The 23,051-nt window shown below is 70.0% G+C and carries 20 protein-coding genes; 12 read left to right on the forward strand and 8 right to left on the reverse strand.

What is annotated here, in order from left to right; genetic code table 11:
* Positions 1–9: 9 nt before the first annotated feature.
* The gene (locus ACJX2R_RS03665) at positions 10–738 is read right to left on the reverse strand and encodes an SDR family oxidoreductase (RefSeq protein ID WP_413098724.1); all 729 of its coding nucleotides are present in this window, start codon (positions 736–738) and stop codon (positions 10–12) included.
* A gap of 648 nt (positions 739–1,386) precedes the next feature.
* Positions 1,387–2,007: a TetR/AcrR family transcriptional regulator gene (locus tag ACJX2R_RS03670; RefSeq protein ID WP_413098725.1), complete on the reverse strand. Its 621-nt coding sequence runs from the start codon at positions 2,005–2,007 to the stop codon at positions 1,387–1,389.
* Between the two features lie 235 nt (positions 2,008–2,242).
* Here ACJX2R_RS03670 and ACJX2R_RS03675 point away from each other — a divergent pair, with 235 nt between their 5' ends.
* From ACJX2R_RS03675 to ACJX2R_RS03705, 7 genes are all read left to right on the forward strand, one after another.
* Positions 2,243–3,106, forward strand: a complete 864-nt coding sequence (locus tag ACJX2R_RS03675; protein WP_413098726.1) for an SDR family NAD(P)-dependent oxidoreductase — start codon at positions 2,243–2,245, stop codon at positions 3,104–3,106.
* The gene (locus ACJX2R_RS03680; protein ID WP_413098727.1) at positions 3,103–5,178 is read left to right on the forward strand and encodes an acetate--CoA ligase family protein; all 2,076 of its coding nucleotides are present in this window, start codon (positions 3,103–3,105) and stop codon (positions 5,176–5,178) included. Before ACJX2R_RS03675 ends, ACJX2R_RS03680 begins: the two co-directional genes overlap by 4 nt.
* Positions 5,179–5,239: 61 nt before the next feature.
* Positions 5,240–6,412 carry an acyl-CoA dehydrogenase family protein gene (locus ACJX2R_RS03685; protein WP_413098728.1) on the forward strand — a complete coding sequence of 391 codons (1,173 nt, stop codon included), beginning with the start codon at positions 5,240–5,242 and terminating at the stop codon, positions 6,410–6,412.
* 186 nt (positions 6,413–6,598) lie between these two features.
* Positions 6,599–7,354: an enoyl-CoA hydratase/isomerase family protein gene (locus tag ACJX2R_RS03690; RefSeq protein ID WP_413098729.1), complete on the forward strand. Its 756-nt coding sequence runs from the start codon at positions 6,599–6,601 to the stop codon at positions 7,352–7,354.
* 124 nt (positions 7,355–7,478) lie between these two features.
* Positions 7,479–8,669, forward strand: a complete 1,191-nt coding sequence (locus ACJX2R_RS03695) for an ATP-grasp domain-containing protein (protein ID WP_413105765.1) — start codon at positions 7,479–7,481, stop codon at positions 8,667–8,669.
* Positions 8,666–9,145, forward strand: coding sequence for a hypothetical protein (locus ACJX2R_RS03700; RefSeq protein ID WP_413098730.1), 480 nt, complete (start codon positions 8,666–8,668; stop codon positions 9,143–9,145). The genes ACJX2R_RS03695 and ACJX2R_RS03700 overlap by 4 nt, the downstream gene beginning before the upstream one ends.
* A gap of 257 nt (positions 9,146–9,402) precedes the next feature.
* Complete coding sequence (locus tag ACJX2R_RS03705) at positions 9,403–10,248, forward strand: prephenate dehydratase (RefSeq protein ID WP_413098731.1); 846 nt, start codon at positions 9,403–9,405, stop codon at positions 10,246–10,248.
* A gap of 10 nt (positions 10,249–10,258) precedes the next feature.
* Here the strand turns inward: ACJX2R_RS03705 and ACJX2R_RS03710 are convergent, their stop codons facing one another.
* Complete coding sequence (locus ACJX2R_RS03710) at positions 10,259–10,507, reverse strand: FCD domain-containing protein (protein WP_413098732.1); 249 nt, start codon at positions 10,505–10,507, stop codon at positions 10,259–10,261.
* A gap of 637 nt (positions 10,508–11,144) precedes the next feature.
* Here ACJX2R_RS03710 and ACJX2R_RS03715 point away from each other — a divergent pair.
* Positions 11,145–11,297, forward strand: a complete 153-nt coding sequence (locus ACJX2R_RS03715; protein ID WP_413098733.1) for a hypothetical protein — start codon at positions 11,145–11,147, stop codon at positions 11,295–11,297.
* Positions 11,298–11,333: 36 nt separating this feature from the next.
* Here the strand turns inward: ACJX2R_RS03715 and ACJX2R_RS03720 are convergent, their stop codons facing one another.
* From ACJX2R_RS03720 to ACJX2R_RS03735, 4 genes are all read right to left on the reverse strand, one after another.
* Positions 11,334–12,194: a 3-hydroxybutyryl-CoA dehydrogenase gene (locus ACJX2R_RS03720; RefSeq protein WP_413098734.1), complete on the reverse strand. Its 861-nt coding sequence runs from the start codon at positions 12,192–12,194 to the stop codon at positions 11,334–11,336.
* Positions 12,195–12,235: 41 nt separating this feature from the next.
* Positions 12,236–15,466, reverse strand: coding sequence for a fused isobutyryl-CoA mutase/GTPase IcmF (gene icmF, locus ACJX2R_RS03725; RefSeq protein ID WP_413098735.1), 3,231 nt, complete (start codon positions 15,464–15,466; stop codon positions 12,236–12,238).
* 130 nt (positions 15,467–15,596) lie between these two features.
* Entirely contained in the window at positions 15,597–17,081 is a 1,485-nt protein-coding gene (locus ACJX2R_RS03730; protein ID WP_413098736.1) for a sensor histidine kinase, read from the reverse strand.
* Entirely contained in the window at positions 17,078–17,812 is a 735-nt protein-coding gene (locus tag ACJX2R_RS03735) for a response regulator transcription factor (RefSeq protein WP_262698421.1), read from the reverse strand. Before ACJX2R_RS03735 ends, ACJX2R_RS03730 begins: the two co-directional genes overlap by 4 nt.
* A 148-nt stretch (positions 17,813–17,960) precedes the next feature.
* On the opposite strand from ACJX2R_RS03735, the gene ACJX2R_RS03740 reads away from it, so the two are divergent.
* From ACJX2R_RS03740 to ACJX2R_RS03750, 3 genes are read left to right on the forward strand one after another with little or no spacing between them, the layout of a single operon-like run.
* A complete protein-coding gene (locus tag ACJX2R_RS03740; protein WP_413098737.1) occupies positions 17,961–19,325 on the forward strand; it encodes a ferric reductase-like transmembrane domain-containing protein in 1,365 nt (454 codons plus the stop codon).
* 34 nt (positions 19,326–19,359) lie between these two features.
* Complete coding sequence (locus ACJX2R_RS03745) at positions 19,360–19,812, forward strand: FMN-binding protein (protein WP_413098738.1); 453 nt, start codon at positions 19,360–19,362, stop codon at positions 19,810–19,812.
* A gap of 43 nt (positions 19,813–19,855) precedes the next feature.
* Positions 19,856–20,644 (forward strand): FAD:protein FMN transferase, encoded by a 789-nt coding sequence (locus ACJX2R_RS03750; RefSeq protein WP_413105766.1) that lies wholly within the window; start codon positions 19,856–19,858, stop codon positions 20,642–20,644.
* On the opposite strand, the gene ACJX2R_RS03755 is transcribed toward ACJX2R_RS03750, so the two are convergent.
* The gene (locus ACJX2R_RS03755) at positions 20,565–21,059 is read right to left on the reverse strand and encodes a GNAT family N-acetyltransferase (RefSeq protein ID WP_413098739.1); all 495 of its coding nucleotides are present in this window, start codon (positions 21,057–21,059) and stop codon (positions 20,565–20,567) included. The genes ACJX2R_RS03750 and ACJX2R_RS03755 overlap by 80 nt on opposite strands.
* Before the next feature lie 200 nt (positions 21,060–21,259).
* On the opposite strand from ACJX2R_RS03755, the gene ACJX2R_RS03760 reads away from it, so the two are divergent.
* Positions 21,260–23,041, forward strand: coding sequence for a carbamoyltransferase (locus tag ACJX2R_RS03760; RefSeq protein ID WP_413098740.1), 1,782 nt, complete (start codon positions 21,260–21,262; stop codon positions 23,039–23,041).
* Positions 23,042–23,051 lie beyond the last annotated feature (10 nt).

Genomic DNA, 23,051 nt, shown 5'->3' on the forward strand with positions numbered 1-23,051 from the left:
GTGCGCGGGTCAGGAGAGCCAGTCGGTGTAGCGGGTGGGGGCGAGGTCGGCGCCCGTGTCGGTGAGGACGTCGCCCTTGACGGCGCCGAACAAGCCTGCGGTCGGGTCGGTGACGACGGTGCGGTTGTCACCCTTGGAGGCCAGGGTGATCCGGCCCAGCTCGTCCAGGGGAAAGACCTCGGGGCCCGCGATGTTGCGAATGCCGCGCAACGGGGGCCCCTGGGCCACATCCGTCACCGCCGCGGCCACGTCCTTGGCGGCGATCGGCTGGATCGGCGTGGCGGGCAGCCGCACGGTCTCGCCGTCAGCGGTCCAGGACATGGTGGCGTCCATGAACTCCATGAACTGCGTCGCCCGGACGATCGAGTACGGGACCGGCCCGGCCACGAGGATCTCCTCCTGGAGCGCCTTGGCCCGGTAGTAGTCCAGCTCCGGCACCTGGTCCACACCGACGATCGACAGGATCACGAAGTGGCCGACACCGGCCTTCTGGGCAGCGGCCAGCAGGTTGTCCATCGAGGTCCGGAAGAAGGCCAGGGAGGCCTCGTCGAAGGTCGGGGAGTTCGCCAGGTTGACGACGACATCGGCCCCCGCCACCGCCTCGTCCAGCCCCTTACCGCTGATGATGTCGACTCCCGTGGACGGCGAATGCGGTACCGCCTCATGCCCGGCGGCGTTCAGATTCTTGACGACCTGCGACCCGATGAGCCCGGTACCGCCGATGACCGCGAACTTCATAACAGGCCTTTCGTCGAGGTATGTCCGTAAAGAGACAGATAACCCCAATACGGGATTCCATGCACCGAGCTCGCACACGTTCCGTCCAAGACCGCCCACGGACCGCGACGGGATGGGGGCCGTAACCGCCGCCGCCGTGCGGGCCGCCCAGTTCCGGTTGTAGATATATGCGTCTGTCTCGCTCGGAACGTGCGCTTCCGTACCTATGTCGTGCCAGACTGTGGGTGGCCCTCACCGCATCCCCCGTCGGTGAGGGCCACTTACGTGAGGTGGGTCCGGGCTGCCGCCACGGGGCCCCGATCGTGGCGATGGCCTGGCCGATGACCTCCTGCGGGGACAGGCCCGTGTGCTCGACCAGCGATCCGAGCAGCAGGGCCCCGAGCAGCGCGGAGCTCTGCCCCAGATGGGTGGCGATCTGGGTGAACTCGTCCCAGCCCGCGATCATCCGCTCCACGTCCCCCGTCTCGGCCGCCCGTGCGAAGGTCGCCGTACCGTCACCACTCGCGGTGGCGAGGAGAGTGCCGTCGGGAGAGAACGCCACGGACCGGATGGTGCGCTGCGTCATGTCCGTCGTTCCCCGCGTTCCCCCACGTCGTGCCGTGGGGAGCCAGGGCAGAGCCATAGCCACGGCGTCCTGCCGTGTCCGGCTCAGCGTGCGTCTGCCACCAGCTCCTGGTGGACGAAATCCACCAGGAGTTCGCGCATGGTTCCGATGGTCATGCCGGGAACTCCGGTCAGTACCTGGATGGCCGCGCCGTCGGTGAGGGCGGTCAGGCGCAACGCGACGACGTGCGGGTCGGCGTCCGCTCGGAAGATGCCCTGCCGCTGGCCGCGCTGGACGATCCGGCGGACGGTTTCCTGCCAGCGTGCGTAGTACTCGTTGTGGGCCGGGCGGAATTCGGGGCGGATCGTGGCCTCGGCCCAGTACTGGAGCCAGATGGCCCACTCGTCCCGGACCTGGCCGACCCGTGGCAGCTGCATGTCGATCAGCTTCAGCAGCCGCTCGTGTGCGTTGTGGACGGCGCGCAGTTGGGTGGACTGGCGGGCGAACGCCCGGTCGACGCAGTACTTGAGGGCCTCCGCCAGGACGTCATTCTTCCCGGGGAAGTAGTAGTGCACCGTGCCGGTGCTGGTGCCACAGACCTTGGCGATGTCGGCGATGCGCACGGCGTGGAAGCCGCGCTCGGCGATCAGCTGCCACGTGGCGTCGAGGATTCTCGCCCTGCGGTCCTCATCGCTCCTGGGCTCCGCCTTCGTCCCTGTGGTCACATCGTCTCCCCGTGGTCGTCGATCCTGGCACCCCCGTCCGCGTCGGCGCTCAGCGTCCGCCCATTCTGACTGATGCGTCAGTTTCTCGGCAAGTCCCGGGTCCGCGGCGAACCCCCTCTGATGCAGGACTTTTCTGGTCGCCACCTCTTGACGTCAGTCTCGACGAGAGGGCTAACTGACGCATCAGTCAAACCTTTGGCTCCCATCCTTTCCGCACACAGATCGAGGAGGCTCTGTGCGCACAGACCAACCCGTGCCGCCGGTCAGCGGACTACGGCCGGATGTCCACACCGGCAAGGTCGCGCTGGTGACCGGCGGGGGCACCGGCATCGGCCGGGCCACCGCCCTGGACCTGGCCGCCGGCGGCGCGCGCGTCGTGATCTGCGGGCGCCGCCCGGAGCCCCTGGCAAAGGCCGCCGAGGAGATCGAGGCCCTCGGCGGCTCCTGCCTCACGGTGTCCGCGGACATCCGCGAGGAGAGTCACGTCACCACGGTCGTCGACCGCGTGCTCGACGCGTACGGACACGTCGATGTCCTGGTCAACAACGCGGGCGGACAGTTCTCCGCACCCGCCGAGGAGATCAGCCCGGGCGGCTGGCGGGCCGTGCACCGGCTCGCCGTCGACGCCACATGGGCGATGACCCGCGAGGTCGCCCGCCGGGCGATGATTCCGCGGCGCTCGGGCGCGGTGTTCTTCATCGCCTTCTCCCCGCGCCGCGGCATCCCCGGCTTCGCCCATGCCGCCTCCGCGCGGGCCGCGGTGGAGAACCTGGCGGCCGGGCTCAGCCTGGAGTGGAGCCGGTACGGCATCCGTACCGTGTGCGTGGCCTCCGGCACCATCGCCACCGGGGGCCTGGACGACCACTACACACCGGAGGACCGGGAGCGCTGGGAGAGCTCGGTGCCGCTCGGCAGGCTCGGCCGGCCCGAGGACGTCTCCGGCCTCATCTCCTTCCTCGCCTCCCCACAAGGCTCGTACATCACCGGCACCACCGTCGTCGTCGACGGCGGAGCCGATGCCTGGGGTGCCGGTCACCCCGTACCCGACGTACCCCACCACCTCACCACGCCGGACTCGTCCCCCAAGGACAACCCATGAGCCTCTCCGCCACCGAGCGGCGCGTTCCCGGACGCGACCTGGGACCGCTCTTCGCACCGAACGCGGTCGCCGTCGTCGGGGCCAGCAACGACCGGGCCAAGTGGGGCAACTGGATCAGTGTGCAGGCGCTGCGCATGCGGGGGCGCCGCCCGGTGTACCTGGTCAACCGCCGTGGTGAACCGGTGCTCGGTGAACGCGCCTACCGCTCCATGGCCGAACTCCCCCAGCGCGCCGACCTCGCGGTGATCGCCGTCCCGGCGGCCGGGTTCGAGTCGGCCGTCGAGGACGCGCTCGCCGCCGGGGCGCGCGCCATCGTCGGCATCACCGCGGGCTTCGCGGAGCTCGGCACGGAGGGCGAGGCGCGGCAGTCGGCGCTGGCCCGGCGGGTGCGCGAGGCGGGGGCCGTGCTGCTGGGCCCGAACTGCCTGGGCGTCCTGGACAGCGGCAGCGAGCTGTATCTGTCCTCCAATCCGCTGCCGCCCGGCACGGTGGGCCTGATCTCGCAGAGCGGCAACATGGCCCTGGAGCTCAGCCGGATCCTCTCCGAGCGGGGGCTCGGCTTCTCCCGCTTCGCCTCGCTCGGCAACCAGGCGGATCTCACCGTGGCCGACCTCATCCGTGCCTACACCGTGCATCCGGAGACCAAGTTGATCGCGGTGTACAGCGAGGACTTCGGCGACGGCCGGGACTTCGTGGCCGCGGCCGCCGAGGCCACCACCATGGGCAAGCCCGTGGTGCTGCTCACGGTCGGCGCCAGCGAGGCGTCCGTACGCGGCGCCAAGTCGCACACCGGGGCGCTGGTCAGCGACGGCTCGGTGATCGACGCGGCCTGCCGGGCCGCCGGGATCGACCGGGTGGCCAGCCCCCGGCAGATGGCCGGCCTGCTGGAGGCGCTGCATCTGTTCGGCGCGGCCCCCGCCCGCAGGGTGGCGGTGCTCGCCGACGGCGGCGGCCATGCCTCGGTCGCCTGTGACCTGGCCGAGCGGTACGGGCTGTCCGTACCGGAGTTCGACCCCGAGCTGTCGCGGCGGCTGCGTGACCATCTGACGCCGTCGGCGGGGGTGGGCAACCCGGTGGACCTGGCGGGCATGGGCGAGAAGGACGTCACCTCCTTCGCCCGTGTGCTGGGCGATCTGCTCGACGCGCCGGGCACCGACTCGGTCCTGATCACCGGATACTTCGGCGGCTACGGCGAGTACGGCGCCGCCCTCGCCACCGCCGAGGTCGAGACCGCGGCCGAGATCGGTGAGCTGGTGCGCGACCGCTGCAAGCCGGTGGCCGTGCACACCATGTACCCCTACAGCGATGCCGCCGAGGAGTTGCAGCGGCGCGGCGTCCCGGTCTTCCGCGCCATCGAGGAGGCGGCCCGCAGCCTCGGGATGCTGGCCCGGCGCACCGCCGCCGACCCCGCGCTGCGGCCCCTGCCCACCCCGGCGCCGCCGGTCACGGACGACGGCTACTGGAGGGCACGCGAGCTGATCCGGGCCGCGGGCGTGGACTTCCCGGCGGCGCGCCGGGTCACGTCGGTGGACGAGGCCGTGGCGGCGGCCCGGGAGATCGGCGGCAGGGTCGTGGTCAAGGCGCTCGGCCTGCTGCACAAGTCCGACTCCGGGGGTGTCGCGCTCGGGCTGGAGGGCGACACGGCGGTCCGGACCGCCGTCGCCGACATGGCCGAGCGGCTGTCCCCGCCGGGGTACTGCGTCGAGGCCATGGCGGATCCGCGCGACGGTGTCGAGCTGATCGTCGGTGTCCGGCGTGACCCCCGCTTCGGGCCGGTCACCATGCTCGGCCTCGGCGGGGTCACCACCGAGGTGCTGCGCGACGTGGACTTCGCCCTCGCCCCGCTCACCCCCGGGCAGGCCCGTGAGCTGCTGGACCGGCTGCGTTCCGCCGCCCTGCTGCACGGCGTACGCGGCCGGCCCGCCGTCGGCATCGACGCACTCGCCCACGCCATCGCCGCCATCACCGACGTGGCGGCTTCCCACCCGGAGATCGCCGAGCTGGAGGTCAATCCGCTGCTCGCCACTCCGCGCGGATGCCAGGGCCTGGACGCCCGCATCGTCCTGGGCTGACCCCATCGCACAAGAGCACTCACCCAGCGCTCCCCCGCGCCACAGCAACAGGAGGAACACCGTGGAATTCGCCCTCAGCCCCCGTCTGCTCGAACTCAAGCAGCGTGCCGCCGGCCTGACCGGCAAGATCATGCAGTTCGAGGACGAGTGCGAGGCCAACAACGGTCTGCCGCCCGAAGCCCACGCCGCGATCCGCGAGGAGGTGCTGGCCCATGGCCTCCAGGCCATCAACATGCCCGCCGAGTGGGGCGGCGCGGGCCTGACCATCCTCGAACAGGTCGTCGTCCAGGACGAGTTGGGCAAGCTGACCAACGCCCTGTGGGACGCGGTGTGGCGCCCGGCCAACTGCCTCAGCGCGTGCACTCCCGAGCAGCGCGACCGCTACCTCGTCCCGGACATCGAGGGCCGCCGTCGCGATGCCGTGGCCATCACCGAGGAACACGCCGGTTCCGATCCCTCCCGGATCCGCACCACGGCCACCCGGGACGGCGACGGCTATGTCCTGAACGGCGAGAAGTGGTTCGTGACCGTGGGCGACGCGGCGGACTTCCTCATCGTCCTGGCCTACGTACAGCCGGACAGCGAGCCGACGATGTTCCTCGTCGACAAGGACACCCCCGGCGTCTCGGTCAAGCGCACCCCCCGCTACACCCACACCTTCGTCTACGAACACCCCGAGTTCCTCTTCCAGGACGTCCGGGTCGGCCAGGACGCCGTCCTCGGCAGGATCGGCGAGGGGTACGACCTGACCCGCGACTGGTTCACCGAGGAGCGGCTGATGATATCCGCGCGCACCATCGGCGCCGCCGAGCGCGCGCTGCGGCTGGCCGTCGACTGGGCGAAGGAGCGTGAGCAGGGCGGGGACGTGCTGATGAACCGTCAGCTGATCCAGGGCATGGTCGCCGACTCGGTGACCGAGATCGTCACCAACCGGGCCTTCACCCACCAGGTGGCCTGGGAGTTCGACCAGGGTGGCGACCGCAAGACCCTGCACGCCAAGGCCGCCACCGCCAAGCTCGCCGCCTCCGAGGCGTCCAACCGGATCGTCGACCGCTGTGTGCAGATCTTCGGCGGCCGCGGCTACATGCGGGACGTCCCGGTCGAGCGGCTGTGGCGCGAGCTGCGGGTGGACCGGATCTGGGAGGGCACCTCCGAGATCCAGCGGCTGGTCATCGCCAACGAGGTCGGCAAGCGCGGCCTGGACGACCTGCTGTCCTTCACCGCCGGGAGCTGACCGGCGCGCTTCGGCGGCAGGGGCCGTAGGGCCACGCCGGGCGTACGGCCACGTACGGCCACGTGGCGACGTACGGCCACACCCAGTGCCGTACGGCCCCTGCCGCCGTGCGCCCCACTGCCGCCGCCCGACCACGTGGCGCGGCAACGTTCCCCCGAGCCCTCAGACAGGAGAAGCACCAGAGCCATGACCGTCACCGACACGACACCCGCCGCCTCCTCGGAGGCCGGCACCGTGGAAATCGAGCGCACCGGCGAGCACCAGGACATCGCCGTCCTCACGCTGCGGCGGGAGCAGAAGCTCAACGCGCTCTCCACTCATATGGAGTCCGCCCTGCTCGACGCCCTGCGCGGCCCGCAGGTGCGCACCAGCCGGGCCGTGGTCGTCACCGGAGTGCCGCGCGCCTTCTCGTCCGGGGCGGACACCGGCGAACTGCGCGAGATGACCCCCGAGGCGATCGCCGAGTACTACCGCTCGTCCGGCGCGGTGTACGAGGCGTTCGCCGCCCTCCCCCAGCCCACGGTGGCGGCCCTGTCGGGCTACTGCCTCGGCGGCGGCCTGGAACTGGCGCTGGCCGCGGACATCCGGGTGGCCGACCCGGACACGGTCTTCGGACTGCCCGAGGTGGGCATCGGCATTCTGCCCAGCTCCGGCGGGGTGACCCGGCTGGTGCGCGAGGTCGGACCGGCCCGCACCCGCGATCTGGTGCTGCGCGGCCGCCGCTTCGGCGCGCAGGAGGCGTACGCCTGGGGGCTGATCGGGGAGATCGCCGAGGGGGCAGTCCGGGAGAAGGCGGTGGAGATCGCCACGGAGCTGGCCGGACAGCCGCGGTTCGCCGTCTCCGTCGCCAAGCAGGTGATCACGGCGGCCACCGAAGCCCCGCGCGAGGCGGCGCTGCTGCTGGAGCAACTCGCGTACGCCGCGCTCAACCGGACCGGCTGAACCGTCGTCTCGGCGGCAATCAGGCCGCGAAGATTGGCTCGTGACCTACATCACAGGCCCCGCTTCCGCATTCCCGTGGAATGATGTTCAGCGTTTTGGCTGGTCGTCATCGGGGGAGACACGAATGCCGACGATGCTTGTCATCGGGTATAGGGACGGCCTGGACGAGGCCCTGCGGCGCCGAGACTTGGAGCCGTTCTATATCGTGCAGGCGCCGGTGCGCCCTCCGCGAGGCCGGGGCGTCAAGTACGTCGCCGACATGGAGAACGCCCAGGAAATATTGCGAGCAGTGCTTTCCGCGCAACTCGACGACATAGCCGGAGTGCTGACCGTACATGAGATGGGCGTATTCGGAGCGGCCTATCTGCGGCAGCAGTTGAATCTTCCCGGCAATACGGATTCAAAGACCACCCTGCGTTTCCGGGACAAGTACCTACAGAAGAGCAAGCTGCCGCCCCACGTCAGGCGAGCGCGTTGCCGGTATGTCTCCGTGGGCACGTCGTTCAAGGATCTCGCCGACGATCTGGGAGAGGTCTTCGTGGTCAAACCGGCCACCGGAGCCGGCGCCCTCCGTACGGCCGTCGTCCGGTCCCCGGAAGAGTACGAACGAGCCTTGACCCCGTTCACCGGGCAGTCGGACGTCGAGGTCGTCGCCGAGGCCTTCATCGACGCCTCGGAAGTCTACATAGACGGCATCTGGAAGGACGGCGATCTCCGGTGGTCGTCCATGAGCCGCAACCACACCTCTCCACTGAGTGCCGTACAAGGCGGCGTCCTGGCCGCCCACATCTTGGACAGAAGGCGCTATTCGACGCTGTTCCAGGAAGCGGAGACGCTTGCCGGGCAGGTGCTCACAAGCCTTGACGCACCTGATTGCGTATTCCATCTGGAAGCGTTCACGGAAGACGCGGGGCTGACGTTCGGCGAGTGCGCCATCCGCCTCCCGGGCGCGCTCTCCCCTCAGATCAACAAGCTGACATTCGGCGTCGACCTCTTTGACGTCGAGATCAGCCTCGCACTGGGGGAAGAGCTGTCCGGGCCGCTGAACAGCGGTGACCCGGATCGCTTCTACGGGTACATCCTGCTACGCCGCCCGAAGAGCGGAAGCCTCACTCAACAGGATTTCGAGCGCAACTTCCGCTTCGACGAGATCCAGTATTCCTCGTCACCCGACACGCCGCTCGGCCCGTACGGCCGCGTGGGGCAGGCCATCGTATCCGACCAGGATGAGCTGAAACTCCAGCAGACAATCGCGGAAATCGTGCGGTTCAATGAGGCTGGCGGCGGATACGCCCAGCCCCGGGGCGAATCATGATCCTGGGACTCGGCATCTCCGCGTTATGCGCCTTCGGCGCGCTGATCGCCCTGATCGGCGTCCTCGCGATGGCGCTCCCGGGCCGGCCCCAGCCGTGGCCGCTGCATCTGATGCGGCGTGGCGCATGGCTGGCCGCCGCTGCCGCGGCGTCCATCTATGCCCTGGGGCTCTTCGCCGTTCTCGGGTCCGAGCAGGAGTTCAACAACGGCGCCGACTCGGTGCCCGCTCCGGCGTGCCGTGAGGGCTTCGACCCGGGCGTGGTTCAGCACCTCTCCCATCACCGGTCCTCCTACCTGCCGCTTCGTTTCGACTGCGTCCTCGACGACGGCACGGTCTACTCCAGCGATCCCCGTTACGCATGGATGAACTGGATGGCCCTGCTCCTCGCGCTGTCCGGTGCGTTGCTCGCCATCGGTGCGGGCTACGTGACCGAACTCCGTGCCCGGAAGCACGCGCGTTACCGCCAAAAGCGTTGACGCTTCGGGTGAGGCATCTGCCATTCCATGGCATCCGACAGGCCGGTTGACGTTCGACCATCCGAACGAAGGCTTGACGTAGACGGCTTGTGCGTGGTGCGTCGGCCTGCTCACCCAGACCAACTCCACCTGCTGACCCCACCGGTCTCGCGACCACACCCTCGGTGCCTGCCGCCCACCGCGCCAGCTGGTCGATGCGGTGGCTTAGGATGTGGCCCGAGGTGCACTAACAGATATCCACGGCAGAGAGTGACAACGTGACAACCGTCGCATACCAGGGCGAGCCGGGATCCAACTCTGCGACCGTCACCCTCACCCTGTTTCCGGGAGCCGGGGAATTGGCGTGCACCACTTTTGAGCAAGCCCTGGACAGCGTGACGCTCGGCACCGCTGACATGGCGGTGATTCCCATCGACAACTCGGCGGCGGGCCGCGTCGCCGATGTGCACCACCTGCTTCCCGGGTCCGGCCTCTTCATCGTCGCTGAGCACTTCCTGCCCATCCGCTTCGACCTCATGGGCATCCCTGGCACGCCACTCGACGAGGTGGTGTACGTACGCAGCCACATCCATGCCCTGGGGCAGTGCCGAAAAGTTCTGCGCGAGGGCGATTGGCGCACCGTCGTCAGTGACGACACGGCGGGCGCGGCCCGTGAGGTGGCCGAGCTGGGCGACGCCAGGCACGCGGCGCTCGCCCCACCCGCGGCGGCACCTCTCCACGGCCTGGAGGTCTTCAAGTCGAAGGTCGAGGACGATCCCGAGAACACCACCCGGTTCGTCGTCCTCTCCCGAAACACCACCGTGCCGCCGAACACGGAGGAAGCGACCATGACGAGTCTGTTCTTCTGCGTGCGCAACGTTCCCAGCGCCCTGTACAAAGCCCTCGGTGGGTTCGCGAGCAGTGGCGTGAACCTCACCAAGATCGAGAGCTACCAGATGGGCGCCGGTCTGAACGCCAGCGGCTTCTACGCCGAGGTCGAGGGACATCCCGACGATCCGCGTGTGGACCTCGCCCTTCAGGAATTGCGCTTCTTCTCTTCGGAGGTGCGAGTCCTCGGCGTGTATCCGGCTCATCCGCACCGGCTGCGCGAGCGGAACCGCTGACGCGGAGCGTTCACCGAAGACTCTCCAGGCGATCGGTCGTCGCGCGGATATGGGATCGAGCGGCTCGCTCGGCCTCCTCCGGGTCCCCGGACTCGATGGCGGCGAGGATCTGGACGTGTTGTTCGATCGCCCTTGCCGCCGTCCCCACTTCCAGGGACGTCCTCTCTTCGGCGGCGAGCCGCGCCGCCAAGCCGTCCACGACCTCGCGGACGGCGTACGCCTGCAACAGCGTCTCCGTGTCCCCGGCGAGGGGCAACATGACGGCAACGTGGCCGGAACGATCCGACCAGTCCGATCGCGGAACTCCTGCGCCGCGGGGGCTATCGGACGGCGGCGTTCGGAAAGTGGCACCAGACCCCGGACTGGGAGATCGACCCGGTGACGGGCCTTCGACCGGTGGCCGACCGGTGAGGGATTCGGTGGGTTGGGCGCATGCCATGAACACACCGTTCCAGTGGACCAAGATGGTGGCGTCACATCTGGGCGGGACCCGGCAAGGGCTCGTGGTGCACTGGCCGGACGGCATCGCCGCCCGTGGCGAACTCCGCTCGTAGTGGCACCACGTGGTCGACGTCACGCCGACCCTGATCGACATGCTCGGCCTCGACACGGACATCCCCGCTTTCGACGGGTGGGCGTGCGCCAAGCACGCCACCCCTGGAAAGCCCGCGTGGGCCCCTCCGGAAACTTCAAGGACGATGTGTGGGAACTCTACGCGCGATCGGACTCGGTGAAGGTACCGCTCCCAATGTCAAGAACAGGTCGTTCCGGCTGACGGTCGGGCTGTCGGCCGACGGCTTCTCGCGATGTGACGGGGTGCTCGTCGCCCAGGGCGGGCGCTTCGGCGGTTGGGTCTTGTACGTCGAGGACGGCGACCTCGTCTACTGCCACACTTCATGGGCCTCGAGCGGACCCTCGTGCGAGCGCGCTCCGCACTGCGCGGGCCCCGGCACGATGTGGCGCTCGACATGAGGTACCTGGGGAAGGGATACGGCGGCCCGGTGGACGTTCCGTACGAGGCGGCGGTCGAGATCCACGCCGTCGAGTAGGCCGGCCACCGGAGCCGAGGTCTGCGTACCGGCGCTTCAGGCGTCGTACATGTAGAAGCCACGACCGCTCTTACGGCCGAGGTGCCCTGCCGCGACCATGCGTCGCAGCAGGGCGGGCGGTGCGTACAGGGGTTCCTTGAACTCCTCGTACATCGACTCGGCCACCGCCTGGGCGGTGTCGAGGCCGATGAGGTCGAGGAGGCGGAGCGGCCCCATGGGGTGGGCGCAGCCGAGTTCCATGCCCCGGTCGATGTCGTCCGGCCGTGCCGAGCCCGATTCCACCATGCGCACCGCGCTCAGCAGGTAGGGCACGAGGAGGGCGTTGACGACGAAGCCCGAGCGGTCGGCTGCCTGGATGGCCTGCTTGCCGAGCCGCTGGACGACGTCGCGGGTGCGCCGCACGGTCTCCTCGCTGGTAGTCAGCGCGGGGATGACCTCGACCAGCTGCTGCACGGGCACCGGGTTGAAGAAGTGCATGCCGATGAGCTGGGTGGGCCGTTCCGTGGTGACGGCGAGGTCGACGATGGGAATCGAGGAGGTGTTGGTGGCCAGGATCGCCGTCGGGTCTTCCACGACCTTGTCCAGGGCGCGCAGGACGTCGGTCTTGATGTCGCGGTTCTCGGCGACGGCCTCGATGACGAATTGGCGGTCGGCCAGGTCGCTGAGGTCGTGGCTGAAGGAAAGCCGGGCCAGTGCCTGGTCTCGCTGCTCCTCGCTGAGCTTGCCACGCCGTACGCCCTCGTCGAGGGAGGCGGTCAGACGGCGGCGGCCCGCCTCGGCGGCGTCCGGGGTGGCTTCGGCAACACGGACATCGATGCCGTGGCGGGCGGCGACTTCGGCGATGCCGGAGCCCATGAGGCCGCAGCCGACGACACCGAGACGGGTAACGGTATCCATCTGAGGTCCTATCCGGTGCGTAAGTGATGTGGCTGGGCTGGTCAGACGTTGCGGCGGTACTGGCCGCCGACCTCGAAGAAGGCGTCGGTGATCTGCTGTAGCGAGCAGACCCGGGCGGCGTCCATGAGGACGGCGAAGACATTGCGGTCACTCACAGCCGCGTCCTTGAGGGCGGCCAGCGCGGCGTGGGCCGTCTCGTGGTGGCGGGCCTGGAAATCCCGGACGCGCGCGAGCTGGGACTGCTTCTCCTCCTCGGTGGCGCGCGCCAGCTCGATGGCGTCGGGCTCGGCGGTGTCCGCATGCGGGTTGCGGAAGGTGTTGACGCCGATGACCGGCAGGGTGCCGTCGTGCTTGCGCTGCTCGTACAGCATCGACTCGTCCTGGATACGGCCGCGCTGGTAGCCGGTCTCCATGGCGCCGAGCACACCGCCGCGTTCGCTGATCCGCTCGAACTCCGCGAGTACGGCCTCCTCCACCAGGTCGGTGAGCTCGTCGATGATGAACGACCCCTGAAGGGGGTTCTCGTTCATCGCCAGACCCCACTCCCGGTTGATGATCAGCTGGATGGCCAGGGCCCGGCGGACCGAGTCCTCGGTGGGGGTGGTGACGGCCTCGTCGTAGGCGTTGGTGTGCAGGCTGTTGCAGTTGTCGTAGATGGCGATGAGCGCCTGGAGGGTGGTGCGGATGTCGTTGAAGTCCATCTCCTGGGCGTGCAGCGAGCGGCCGGAGGTCTGGACGTGGTACTTCAGCTTCTGGCTGCGCTCGTTCGCGCCGTACTTCTCCTTCATCGCCACGGCCCAGATGCGGCGGGCGACCCGGCCGAGGACGGAGTACTCGGGGTCCATGCCATTGGAGAAGAAGAACGACAGGTTCGGGGAGAAGTCGTCGATGTGCATGCCCCGGGCGAGGTATGCCTCGACGTAGGTGAAGCCGTTGGCCAGGGTGAAGGCGAGCTGGCTGATGGGGTTCGCGCCGGCTTCGGCGATGTGATAGCCGGAGATGGACACCGAGTAGAAGTTGCGGACCTTGTGGTCGATGAACCACTCCTGGATGTCGGCCATCATCCGCAGGCTGAACTCGGTGGAGAACAGGCAGGTGTTCTGGCCCTGGTCCTCCTTGAGGATGTCGGCCTGCACCGTGCCGCGCACGCTTCCCAGGGCGTGTGCACGGAGTTCGGCCGTCTCCTCGGGCGACGGTTCGCGGCCCTCGGTCTCCCGGAACCGGTCGATCTGCTGGTCGACGGCGGTGTTGAGGAAGAAGGCCAGGATGGTCGGCGCCGGTCCGTTGATCGTCATGGAGACCGAGGTGGTGGGCGCGACGAGGTCAAAGCCGTCGTAGAGCGCCTTCATGTCCTCCAGCGTGGCCACCGAGACGCCGGATGTGCCGACCTTGCCGTAGTTGTCGGGGCGTTCGTCGGGGTCGCGGCCGTAGAGGGTGACGGAATCGAAGGCGGTGGACAGGCGGGTGGCCGGTTGGCCCTCGGAGAGCAGCTTGAAGCGCCGATTGGTGCGGAACGGGCCGCCCTCGCCGGCGAACATCCGCGCCGGGTCCTCGTTGTCACGCTTGAAGGGGAACACCCCCGCGGTGAAGGGGAAGTGGCCGGGCAGGTTCTCTCCGCGCCAGAACCGCACCAGTTCCCCGTGGTCGGTGAAGCGGGGCAGGGCGACCCGGGGGATCTTGTTGCCGGACAGCGACTCGCGGGTCAGCTTGGTGCGGATCTCCTTGTCCCGGATCTTCACGACCTGCTCATCGCCGGAGTAGGAGGCGATGACGGCGGGCCAGTTCCCGATCTGCTCCGTGATCTCGTACGGGAGCTGCCTGCGGGCGTCCTCGAGCAGCGACCGTACGTTCCCGGCGTCGGAGCCCGCCTCGTCGAGCTCGGCCGTGACCGCCTCCAGACGCTGCACCCGCCTCGCCGCTTCGACCAGTTGACCGGTCTCGGCGTGGTACCCGCGGACCGTCTCGCTGATCTCGGCGAGGTAGCGCGCCCGCTCCGCGGGAACCACCCGCCGGATGCCGGAGGAGTGACGCACGTCGACCGGCGCCAGGGTGCCCTCGGACAGCGGCAGGCCCTTCTCGGCCAGCGCGGTCTTCAGGTACTGGTGGAGCGCGGTGACGCCGTCGTCGTTGAACGTGGCCGCCGAGGAGCCGTACACCGGCATGTCCTCGGGCCGCATGGCGAACGCCTCGCGGTTGCGGACCAGTTGACGGCCCACGTCGCGCAGGGCGTCCTTGGCGCCGCGCCGCTCGAACTTGTTGATCGCCACGACGTCGGCGAAGTCGAGCATGTCGATCTTCTCCAGCTGCGAGGCGGCACCGAACTCGGGCGTCATCACATACATCGAGGTGTCGACGAACGGCACGATCGCCGCGTCGCCCTGGCCGATGCCCGGCGTCTCCACGATCACCAGGTCGAACCCGGCGGCCTTCACCACATCGATCACGTCGGACAGGTGCTCGGGCAGCTCACGGCTGCCGCGGGTGGCCAGACTCCGGAAGAACACCCGGTTGCCGTCGAGGGAGTTCATACGGATGCGGTCGCCGAGCAGCGCCCCTCCCCCGCGGCGACGGGTCGGGTCGACGGCGATCACCGCGATCCGCAGCTTGTCCTGCTGATCGACGCGGAAGCGGCGCACCAGCTCGTCGGTGAGCGACGACTTGCCCGAACCGCCGGTGCCGGTGATGCCGAGCACCGGGGTGACCCGCGCCCCGGCCGCGGCGCGCAACTGCTCCAGGAAGTCCTGCGGCAGCCGACCGAGTTCGGCGCCGGTGATGGCGCGGGCGATCGAGAACCGGTCGCCCGCCAGCACGGCGGCTACATCGGCCGGTTGACGGTCCCACAGCCCGAAGTCGCAGTCCTTCACCACCGAGTTGACCATCCCGGCCAGCCCCATCCGCTGCCCGTCCTCGGGAGAGAAGATGGTCACTCCGCTGGCGCGCAGCCGGTCGATCTCCTCGGGCACGATCACACCGCCCCCGCCGCCCACGACACGGACGTGTTCCGCGCCCTGCTCGCGCAGCGACTCCACGAGGTACTCGAAGTATTCGACATGGCCGCCCTGGTAGGACGAGACCGCGACACCGTGCGCGTCCTCCTCCAGCGCCGCGTCCACGACCTCCCGCACCGACCGGTTGTGACCGAGGTGGATCACCTCCGCGCCCTGGGACTGGAAGATCCGCCGCATGATGTTGATCGACGCGTCGTGCCCGTCGAACAGCGCCGAAGCGGTAACCAGGCGGACGGGGTGCACAGGACGGTGCAGATCGCTCATGAGGGCCTTCCAGACAGGTCAGAGGCGCCGACTGAAGAGATACTAGGACGTCCTAATAAATTACTGGAAGCGAGGAGAGTGTGAAGAGGAGCACAGAAGCAGTGCGAGTGATCCGTAGAGCGTGCCGGCGTCAGCCCGTTCGGCCCGGATCGGACGCCGCGGTACGGCAGGGGAGCCGGGCCCGGAAGACGGTGGCGCCCGGCCCGCTGGTCAGCGTGATCGTGCCACCGTGCGCGGCGACCACGGCCCGCACGATCGCCAGCCCCAGTCCCGTTCCGCCGGCCGCCCGCGAACGGCCGGGATCGGCGCGCGCGAACCGCTCGAACACCTCGCTCTGGAGTGCGTCCGGGACGCCCGGTCCGTCGTCCGCCACCGTCAGCTCGGCGTCGCCGTCCGCCACGGCGAGCCGGACCGTGACCCGGGTGCCGGGTGGGGTGTGGGTGCGGGCGTTGGTGAGCAGGTTGCCCACCACCTGCTGGAGACGGTGCTCGTCGCCGAGCACCGTCACCGGTTCCTCGGCCAACTCCAGTCTCCAGCGGTGGTCCGGTCCGGCGGCCCGTGCGTCGCCCGTCGCGTCCAGCACCAGCCGGGTCAGATCGACCGGTCGGCGGGCCAGCGGCCGTCCCGCGTCGAGCCGGGCGAGCAGCAGCAGATCGTCCACCAGCGTGGACATCCGCTCCGACTCGGCCTGGATCCGCTCCAGCGCGTGCCGTACGTCATCCGGCACCGGGCCCGGATGGCGCAGTGCCAGCTCGGCGTGGCCGCGGACCGAGGCCACCGGCGTTCGCAGCTCATGGCTGGCGTCGGCGGCGAAGTGCCGCAGCCGCTCCTCGCTCGCCTGGCGACGGGCCAGCGCGTCCCCGACGTGGCCGAGCATGCGGTTGAGCGCGGTGCCCACCTGCCCCACCTCGGTACGCGGATCGGTGTCCGGCACCGGCGGCGGCATGGCCACCTCTCCACTGGCCAGCGGCAGCTCGGCCACCCCGGCGGCGGTCGTGGTCACCCGCCGCAGCGGGCGCAGCGACAACCGTACCCACAGCGCCCCGGCCACCCCAGTGGCCAGCAGCGCGCTGCCGAATACCACGCTCTCCACGAGCTCCAGCCGGTGCACGGTCTCCTCCACCGGACGCAGCGGCAGCCCGGTGACCAGGACATCTCCGTCATCCCCGTGGACGGCGACCACGCGGTAGCCGCCGAGCGCGGACAGCCGCACACTGTGGCCGTCGCCGTCCGCCGGCAGCCCCGCCAGGACCCGCCGGTCGGCGCCGGTCAGCGGTACGGCGGCGTCCGTCTGGTCGCGCACCACCGCCGCGTCGGTCGTCGTACCGCGCAGCAGCCGGGCGCCGAAGGTGCGGTCCGACTGGCCGCGGGTGTCGGGCGCGTTGTCGGCGTCGGGGTGCCGCTCACCGTGTTCCAGGCTGGCCGGGAACCGGCCTCCGGCCGCCGTCAGCTGCTGGTCCAGCCGCCGCACCAGAAATCCCTCCAGGGCGAACACCGTGGTCAGCCCCACCGCCAGACTCGCCACCGCCAGCAGCACCACCAGTCCCGCGGTCAGCCGGGCACGCAGCGTACGGGGCGGCCGCCACGACAGCCCCCTGGTGAGCGGCCGCCTCATGAAGGCTCCGCCTTCAGCACGTAACCGACCCCGCGCACCGTGTGGATCAGCGGCGCCCGACCCGCGTCGACCTTCTTGCGCAGATAGCTGATGTACAGCTCGACCACATGGGCCTGGCCGCCGAAGTCATAGCTCCACACCCGATCCAGGATCTGCGCCTTGGACAGCACCCGCCGGGGGTTGCGCATCAGGAACCGCAGCAGCTCGAACTCGGTGCGGGACAGCTCCACGGCCACACCCCCGCGGGTCACCTCCCGCGCCTGCTCGTCCATCACCAGGTCCGCCACCACCAGCCGGTCGTCGCCCGGCTCCCGCGCCATCCCGGCCCGGCGCAGCAGTCCGCGCAGCCGGGCCAGCACCTCCTCCAGGCTGAACGGCTTGGTCACATAGTCGTCGCCGCCCGCCGTCAGCCCCGCGATCCGGTCCTCCACGGCGTCGCGCGCGGTCAGGAACAGCACGCACACATCCGGCAGCTCCGCCCGCATCGCGCGCAGCACCGCGAGCCCGTCGGTGTCCGGCAGCATCCAGTCGAGCACCACCGCGTCCGGGCGGAACGCCCGCGCGGCGTCCAGCGCGGACGCGCCGTCGGCGGCGGTACGGACCTCCCAGCCCTCGTAGCGCAGCGCACCCGACAGCACCTCGGTCAGGTCGGGTTCGTCGTCGACGACGAGGACGCGGACCCGGGCGCCGTCGGGTCGCAGCAGAAAACGGCTGGTGGCGTGCGTATCCATGATGCATCCAGCATCCCTCGTGGGGCGCGGTGCCGAGGCCCGCCCTTCCTCTGAGTTTCCTCTGAATCCGACGGCGTCCGTCCGGGTTCAGAGGGTCCTCAGAGCTTCGCGGGCCACGCTGACCGGGCACATCACCGAGAGGACTCCCATGACCAGCACGACGCCGCCGGCCCCGGCCAGGACCCGCCCGTCCCGGTCGGCACCGCGCCCGCCCAGTCCCGTCCCGGTGCTCGCACACGTGACGATCTGGGGCGGGGCCGCCGCCGTCCTGGCGCTGTGGTGGCACGACACCCCCTCGGTCGTCGGCGCCGCCGGCTGGCTGACCGGCGCGGGGCGGATCACCGGGCTGCTGGCCGGGTACGCCTGCGCGATCCTCCTGCTGCTGATGGCGCGCGTACCGCTGCTGGACCGCGCCATCGGCACCGACCGGCTGGCCCGCTGGCACGCCCTGGGCGGCCGCTACACGATCTCGCTGGCCTGCGCCCATGTCCTGCTGATCATCTGGGGGTACTCGCTGGAATCGCACACCGGGGCAGTGGAGCAGACCGCCACCCTGGTCCTCCACTATCCGGACCTGCTCAAGGGGTCGATCGGCTTTCTGCTGTTCCTGATCACGGCGATGGTGTCCGCGCGCGCCGTGCGCCGTCGCATCCCCTACGAGACCTGGCACCTTCTGCACTTCGCGACCTATCTCGCGGTCTTCCTGGCCTTCGGGCACCAGCTCTCCGACGGGGCCGACTTCACCGGAGACCGCACCGCCCAGTTGGTCTGGTACGCCCTCTACATCGCGGTGGCGGCGCTGCTGGCCTGGTACCGGTTCGCCGTCCCGGTGCGCCGGGCGCTGCGCCACCGGCTGTACGTATCCGAGGTCCGGCCCGAGGCTCCGGGCGTCGTATCGGTCTATCTGTCGGGCAGCGGGCTGGCGGAGCTGCGCGCGGAGCCAGGCCAGTTCTTCCGGTGGCGGTTCCTGACCCGGGGCATGTGGTGGGCCGCCAATCCCTACTCCCTGTCGGCCGCTCCGCACCCCTCGTATCTGCGGATCACGGTCAAGGCGTCCGGTGGCCACAGTGCGGCCCTCGCCCGTCTCCGACCCGGCACCCGGGTATTCGCGGAGGGCCCGTACGGGGCCTTCACCGCACGCCGCCGCCGCGCCCGCAAGACCCTTCTGCTGGGTGGCGGCGTCGGGATCACCCCGCTGCGGGCCCTCTTCGAGACGCTGCCCGGTGAGGTGATCCTCGTCTACCGGGCCCGGCGCCCCGAGGATCTGGCCCTCCGTGGCGAGCTCGACGCACTCGCCGCCGCGCGCGGGGCGGCCGTCCATTACGTCGTCGACGAACCGGCCGCCCACTCCTCTCCGCTGACCGCCGGGGCACTGCGCGGTCTGGTGCCCGACATCGCCGAACGGGACGTCTACCTGTGCGGCCCGCCGGGCATGACGGAGGCCGCGCTGCGCGCCCTGCACGAGGCGGGGGTGGAGCGCCGCCGTGTCCACCACGAGTCGTTCGCGTTCTGAGTCCGATCCGCACCGCGTCCGAAGGAGATCCACCGTGCGCAAGGCCGCCGTGACCACCGTCTCGACCGTGGCGGGAGTGATCCTGCTGCTGTCGCTCAAACCGCATCAGAACCCGGCCCCGGACATGACGGCACCGCCACCCTCCTCCGGGACACCGGGAGCGTCGCCGTCCCCCGCGCCGACTGGGCACAAGCCCTCGAGCGGAGGCACCTCCGGCACGTACACCGGCAGCGTGATCAGTACCTCGTACGGACCGGTCCAGGTGTCCATCACGCTCTCCCACGGCAGGATCACCGCCGTCAGGGCGCTCCGGACACCGTCCGACCGCCCCCGCTCCCAGCAGATCGCCGCCGACGCCGTGCCCCGGCTGACGCGGGAGGCGCTGAGCGCCCAGAGCGCGCACATCGACGCGGTCTCCGGTGCCACCTACACCAGCGAGGGGTACACCAGGTCCCTACAGAGCGCACTGGACAGGGCCGGTGTCTGAGGCGCCCGCCCCCGTGCGCGGAACGCGCCATGTCGAGCACGCCATGGGCACGGTGTTCTCCTTCGACCTCCGCGACCCGGTCACCCCGCCCGTCCGCCGCGCCCTGAAGGAGGCCGTGGCCTGGCTGCACCACGTGGACGAGGTCTTCTCCACCTACCGCCCCGACAGCGCGATCAGCCGCCTGGGCCGCGCCGAGCCGGTCCCGGAGCGGTACGCGCCGGAGGTGGCCGAGGTGTTCGCGCTGTGCGAGGAGGTCGCGCACACCACCGGCGGCTGGTTCAGCCACGCCCCCGGCGGCCGGCTCGACCCCTCCGGGTTGGTCAAGGGCTGGGCCGTCGAGCGGGCGTCACGGATGCTGTACGAGGCGGGCGCGCACAACACCTGCGTCAACGGCGGCGGAGACGTCCAGCTGCGCGGCGAGGCCGCCCCCGGCACACCCTGGCGGATCGGCATCGCCCACCCCACCCGCCCCGGGAAGCTGGCCGCCGTGGTCACCGGTCGCGATCTGGCCGTCGCCACCTCGGGGACGGCCGAGCGCGGCGCGCACATCCTGGACCCGCACACCGGCGAGCCCGCCACCGCCCTGGCCTCCCTCACGCTGACCGGCCGCGGCCTCACCCGGACCGACGCCTACGCGACGGCCGCGTTCGCCATGGGCGCCGGGGCCCGTGACTGGATCGAGGCGCTGGACGGCTACGAGGGGCTGGGGATCACCACGGCGGGCGAGACCTGGTGCACCCCGGGCCACCGCATCAACCGCGCTCCGCGCCAAGCCGGCGACGGTAGCGCAGGCCGGGGCGTCCGCCAACGGTGGCGTCCGCCACGACGGTGAATCCATTGCGGCCGAGCACGGTCATGGAGGCCACGTTGTCGAGGGTGGTGTAGGCGGTGAGGGTGGAGAGCCGGTACTCCGTGGCGGCCAGGTGACACACCTCTCGCACCGCGGCGGTCGCCATCCCCCGGCCCGCGGCGCGCTCGCCGATGCGGTAGCCGAGTTCGGCGTCCCCTTCCGCCACGTCCACGAGATTGACGCGGCCGGCCAACTCCCCCCGGTCGTCGACGACGACGTGGAAGTGACACACACCGGCGTCCTGCTCGTCGAGCCGGGCACGCAGCAGGGCGGCGAACTCCTCGAAGTAGGCGTCCCCCCGGTCCGAGATCGACCGGGCGAAGTACTCCCGGTTCTCGCGCTCGAAGGCCAGCAGGGCGGGCTCGTGGTCGGCCCGGAGCCGTTCCAACCTCAACATGCCCAAAGTATACGTAACGAGGGTCGCGCCCGGCCGCGGTCCGGGCCCGCCAAGCATTCGGTGCGGAATTCTCCCCGGTCCGTCGTATCCCCGGGAAGGAAATCCACAATCTGCTTGTGCATCATGCCTATCCCTCAAGTATGCGGCCCGAGTAGCCTGTTCTTCCGCCGATACCGTCGTGCTTGGGAGGCTGAGAGCCAGTGATCGTACTCGGTTACAACGGATTCAGCAGAGGTGCGGAGCTTTTCGGGCGTCTCTACGGGGCGACTGGTGTCGGCCGTAATCTCTTGGTGGGTCATGACGCCGCGGCGGCTCTGGTGATCGACGGCGAGGTGGTGGCGGCGGTCGAGGAGGAGCGGCTGAGCCGGGTCAAGAAGACCTCCGATTTCCCGGCGCAGGCAATCAGCTGGTGTCTGAACTCCGCCGGTGTCGACCTCGACCAGGTGGACGTTTTCGCTTTCCCCTGGCGGTTTTCGTCGGCTGTGGCCGAGGAGATGATTTCGGGGATATGCGACTCCGACATGCCGGTCGCGGCCAAGTTCGACGCCCTGCGCAGCACGGGTGAGCTCTACACCGGCATGCTCAGCCCGGACGCGGTGTACCACGACTTCGTCGAGCGCACCGGCTACGAGCTGGATCGCAACAAGCTGACCCTGGTCCCCCATCATCTGGCCCATCTCATGTGCGGCGCCTACCTGGCCGGCGGGGGTGACGCCGCCTTCCTGGTGAGCGACGGCCGGGCGGAGACGCTGTCCTCGGTCATGGGCGAGCTGCGGAACGGTGTGGTCCGCCAGTTCGACGAGAGCGCGGTCCCCATGACCAGCTCGCTCGGGGTGGCGTTCGGGCGGATCACCCGCTATCTCGGGTTCGTACCGAACAACGACGAGTACAAGGTCATGGGCCTGGCCGCGTACGGCCCGCCGCCGCGGCACAACCCGCTGCTCGAACGCGTGGTGCGGCTGCACGAGAACGGCTCGTACACCATCTCCACCCCCCGGGACATATCGGCGTACTACGCGCTGTTCGACGACCTGTTCGGCGGCGACAGCGAGAAGCGCGAGCAGTTCGACTTCCGGGTCAAGGTCGCCGGGCTGGCACAGCATATGGTCGAGGCCGTCACCGCCCATCAGGTGCGGGCGCTGACCGCGGCCTCCGGCCTGGACACCCTGCTCTTCGAGGGCGGGCTGGCACTGAACTGCGTGGCCAACACGAAGATGCTGGAGAGGTCGCCGTTCACCGGTATGGAGGTCAGCTTCGGGGCCAGCGATCCCGGGGTCGCCATTGGCGCGGCGGTCTACGCCGCCGGTCTCAGGAACCGGCCGGCCGACGCGGTCACCACCCCCTACCTGGGGCCTTCGTACGACGAGCGGCAGGTCCAGGACGCGCTGGCGGAGTACGCGGACCGCGTCGAGTGGCGGGAGGAGCCCGACGCCGCCTCGATCGCCGACCGCACGGCGGAGCTGCTGGCCGGGAAGAACGTCGTGGGCTGGTTCCAGGGCCGGAGTGAGTTCGGGCCGCGCGCCCTGGGCAACCGCAGCATCCTCGCCAACCCGGCCTTCCCCGACATCAAGGACATCATCAATCTCCGGGTCAAACACCGGGAGCCCTTCCGGCCGTTCGCGCCCGTCATCCTCGAGTCGGAGGCCCCCCGCGTCTTCTCGATGGGCAAGAAGACCTCGTCCCCGTATATGACCTTCGTCTTCCCGGTGCGGAAGGAGTACCAGGAGCGGATCCCCGGCGCCTGTCACGTGGACGGCACGGCGCGGGCCCAGACCGTGAACGAGCGGCAGAACCCCGAGCTCGCCCGGCTGTTGCGCGCCTTCACGGCGCGGACGGATGTGCCCTGCCTGCTCAACACGTCCTTCAACGTGGCCGGTGAGCCCATCGTCTGTTCGCCGCGGGACGCGTTGGAGTGCTTCCTCGCCACCGAGATCGACTATCTGGTCATCGACCGGTTCGTGATCACCAAGAAGGGGAGCTGAGCCGCCGGCC

It is taken from the genome of Streptomyces sp. Inha503 (assembly GCF_047215865.1).
Taxonomy (GTDB): Bacteria; Actinomycetota; Actinomycetes; order Streptomycetales; family Streptomycetaceae; genus Streptomyces; species Streptomyces lycopersici.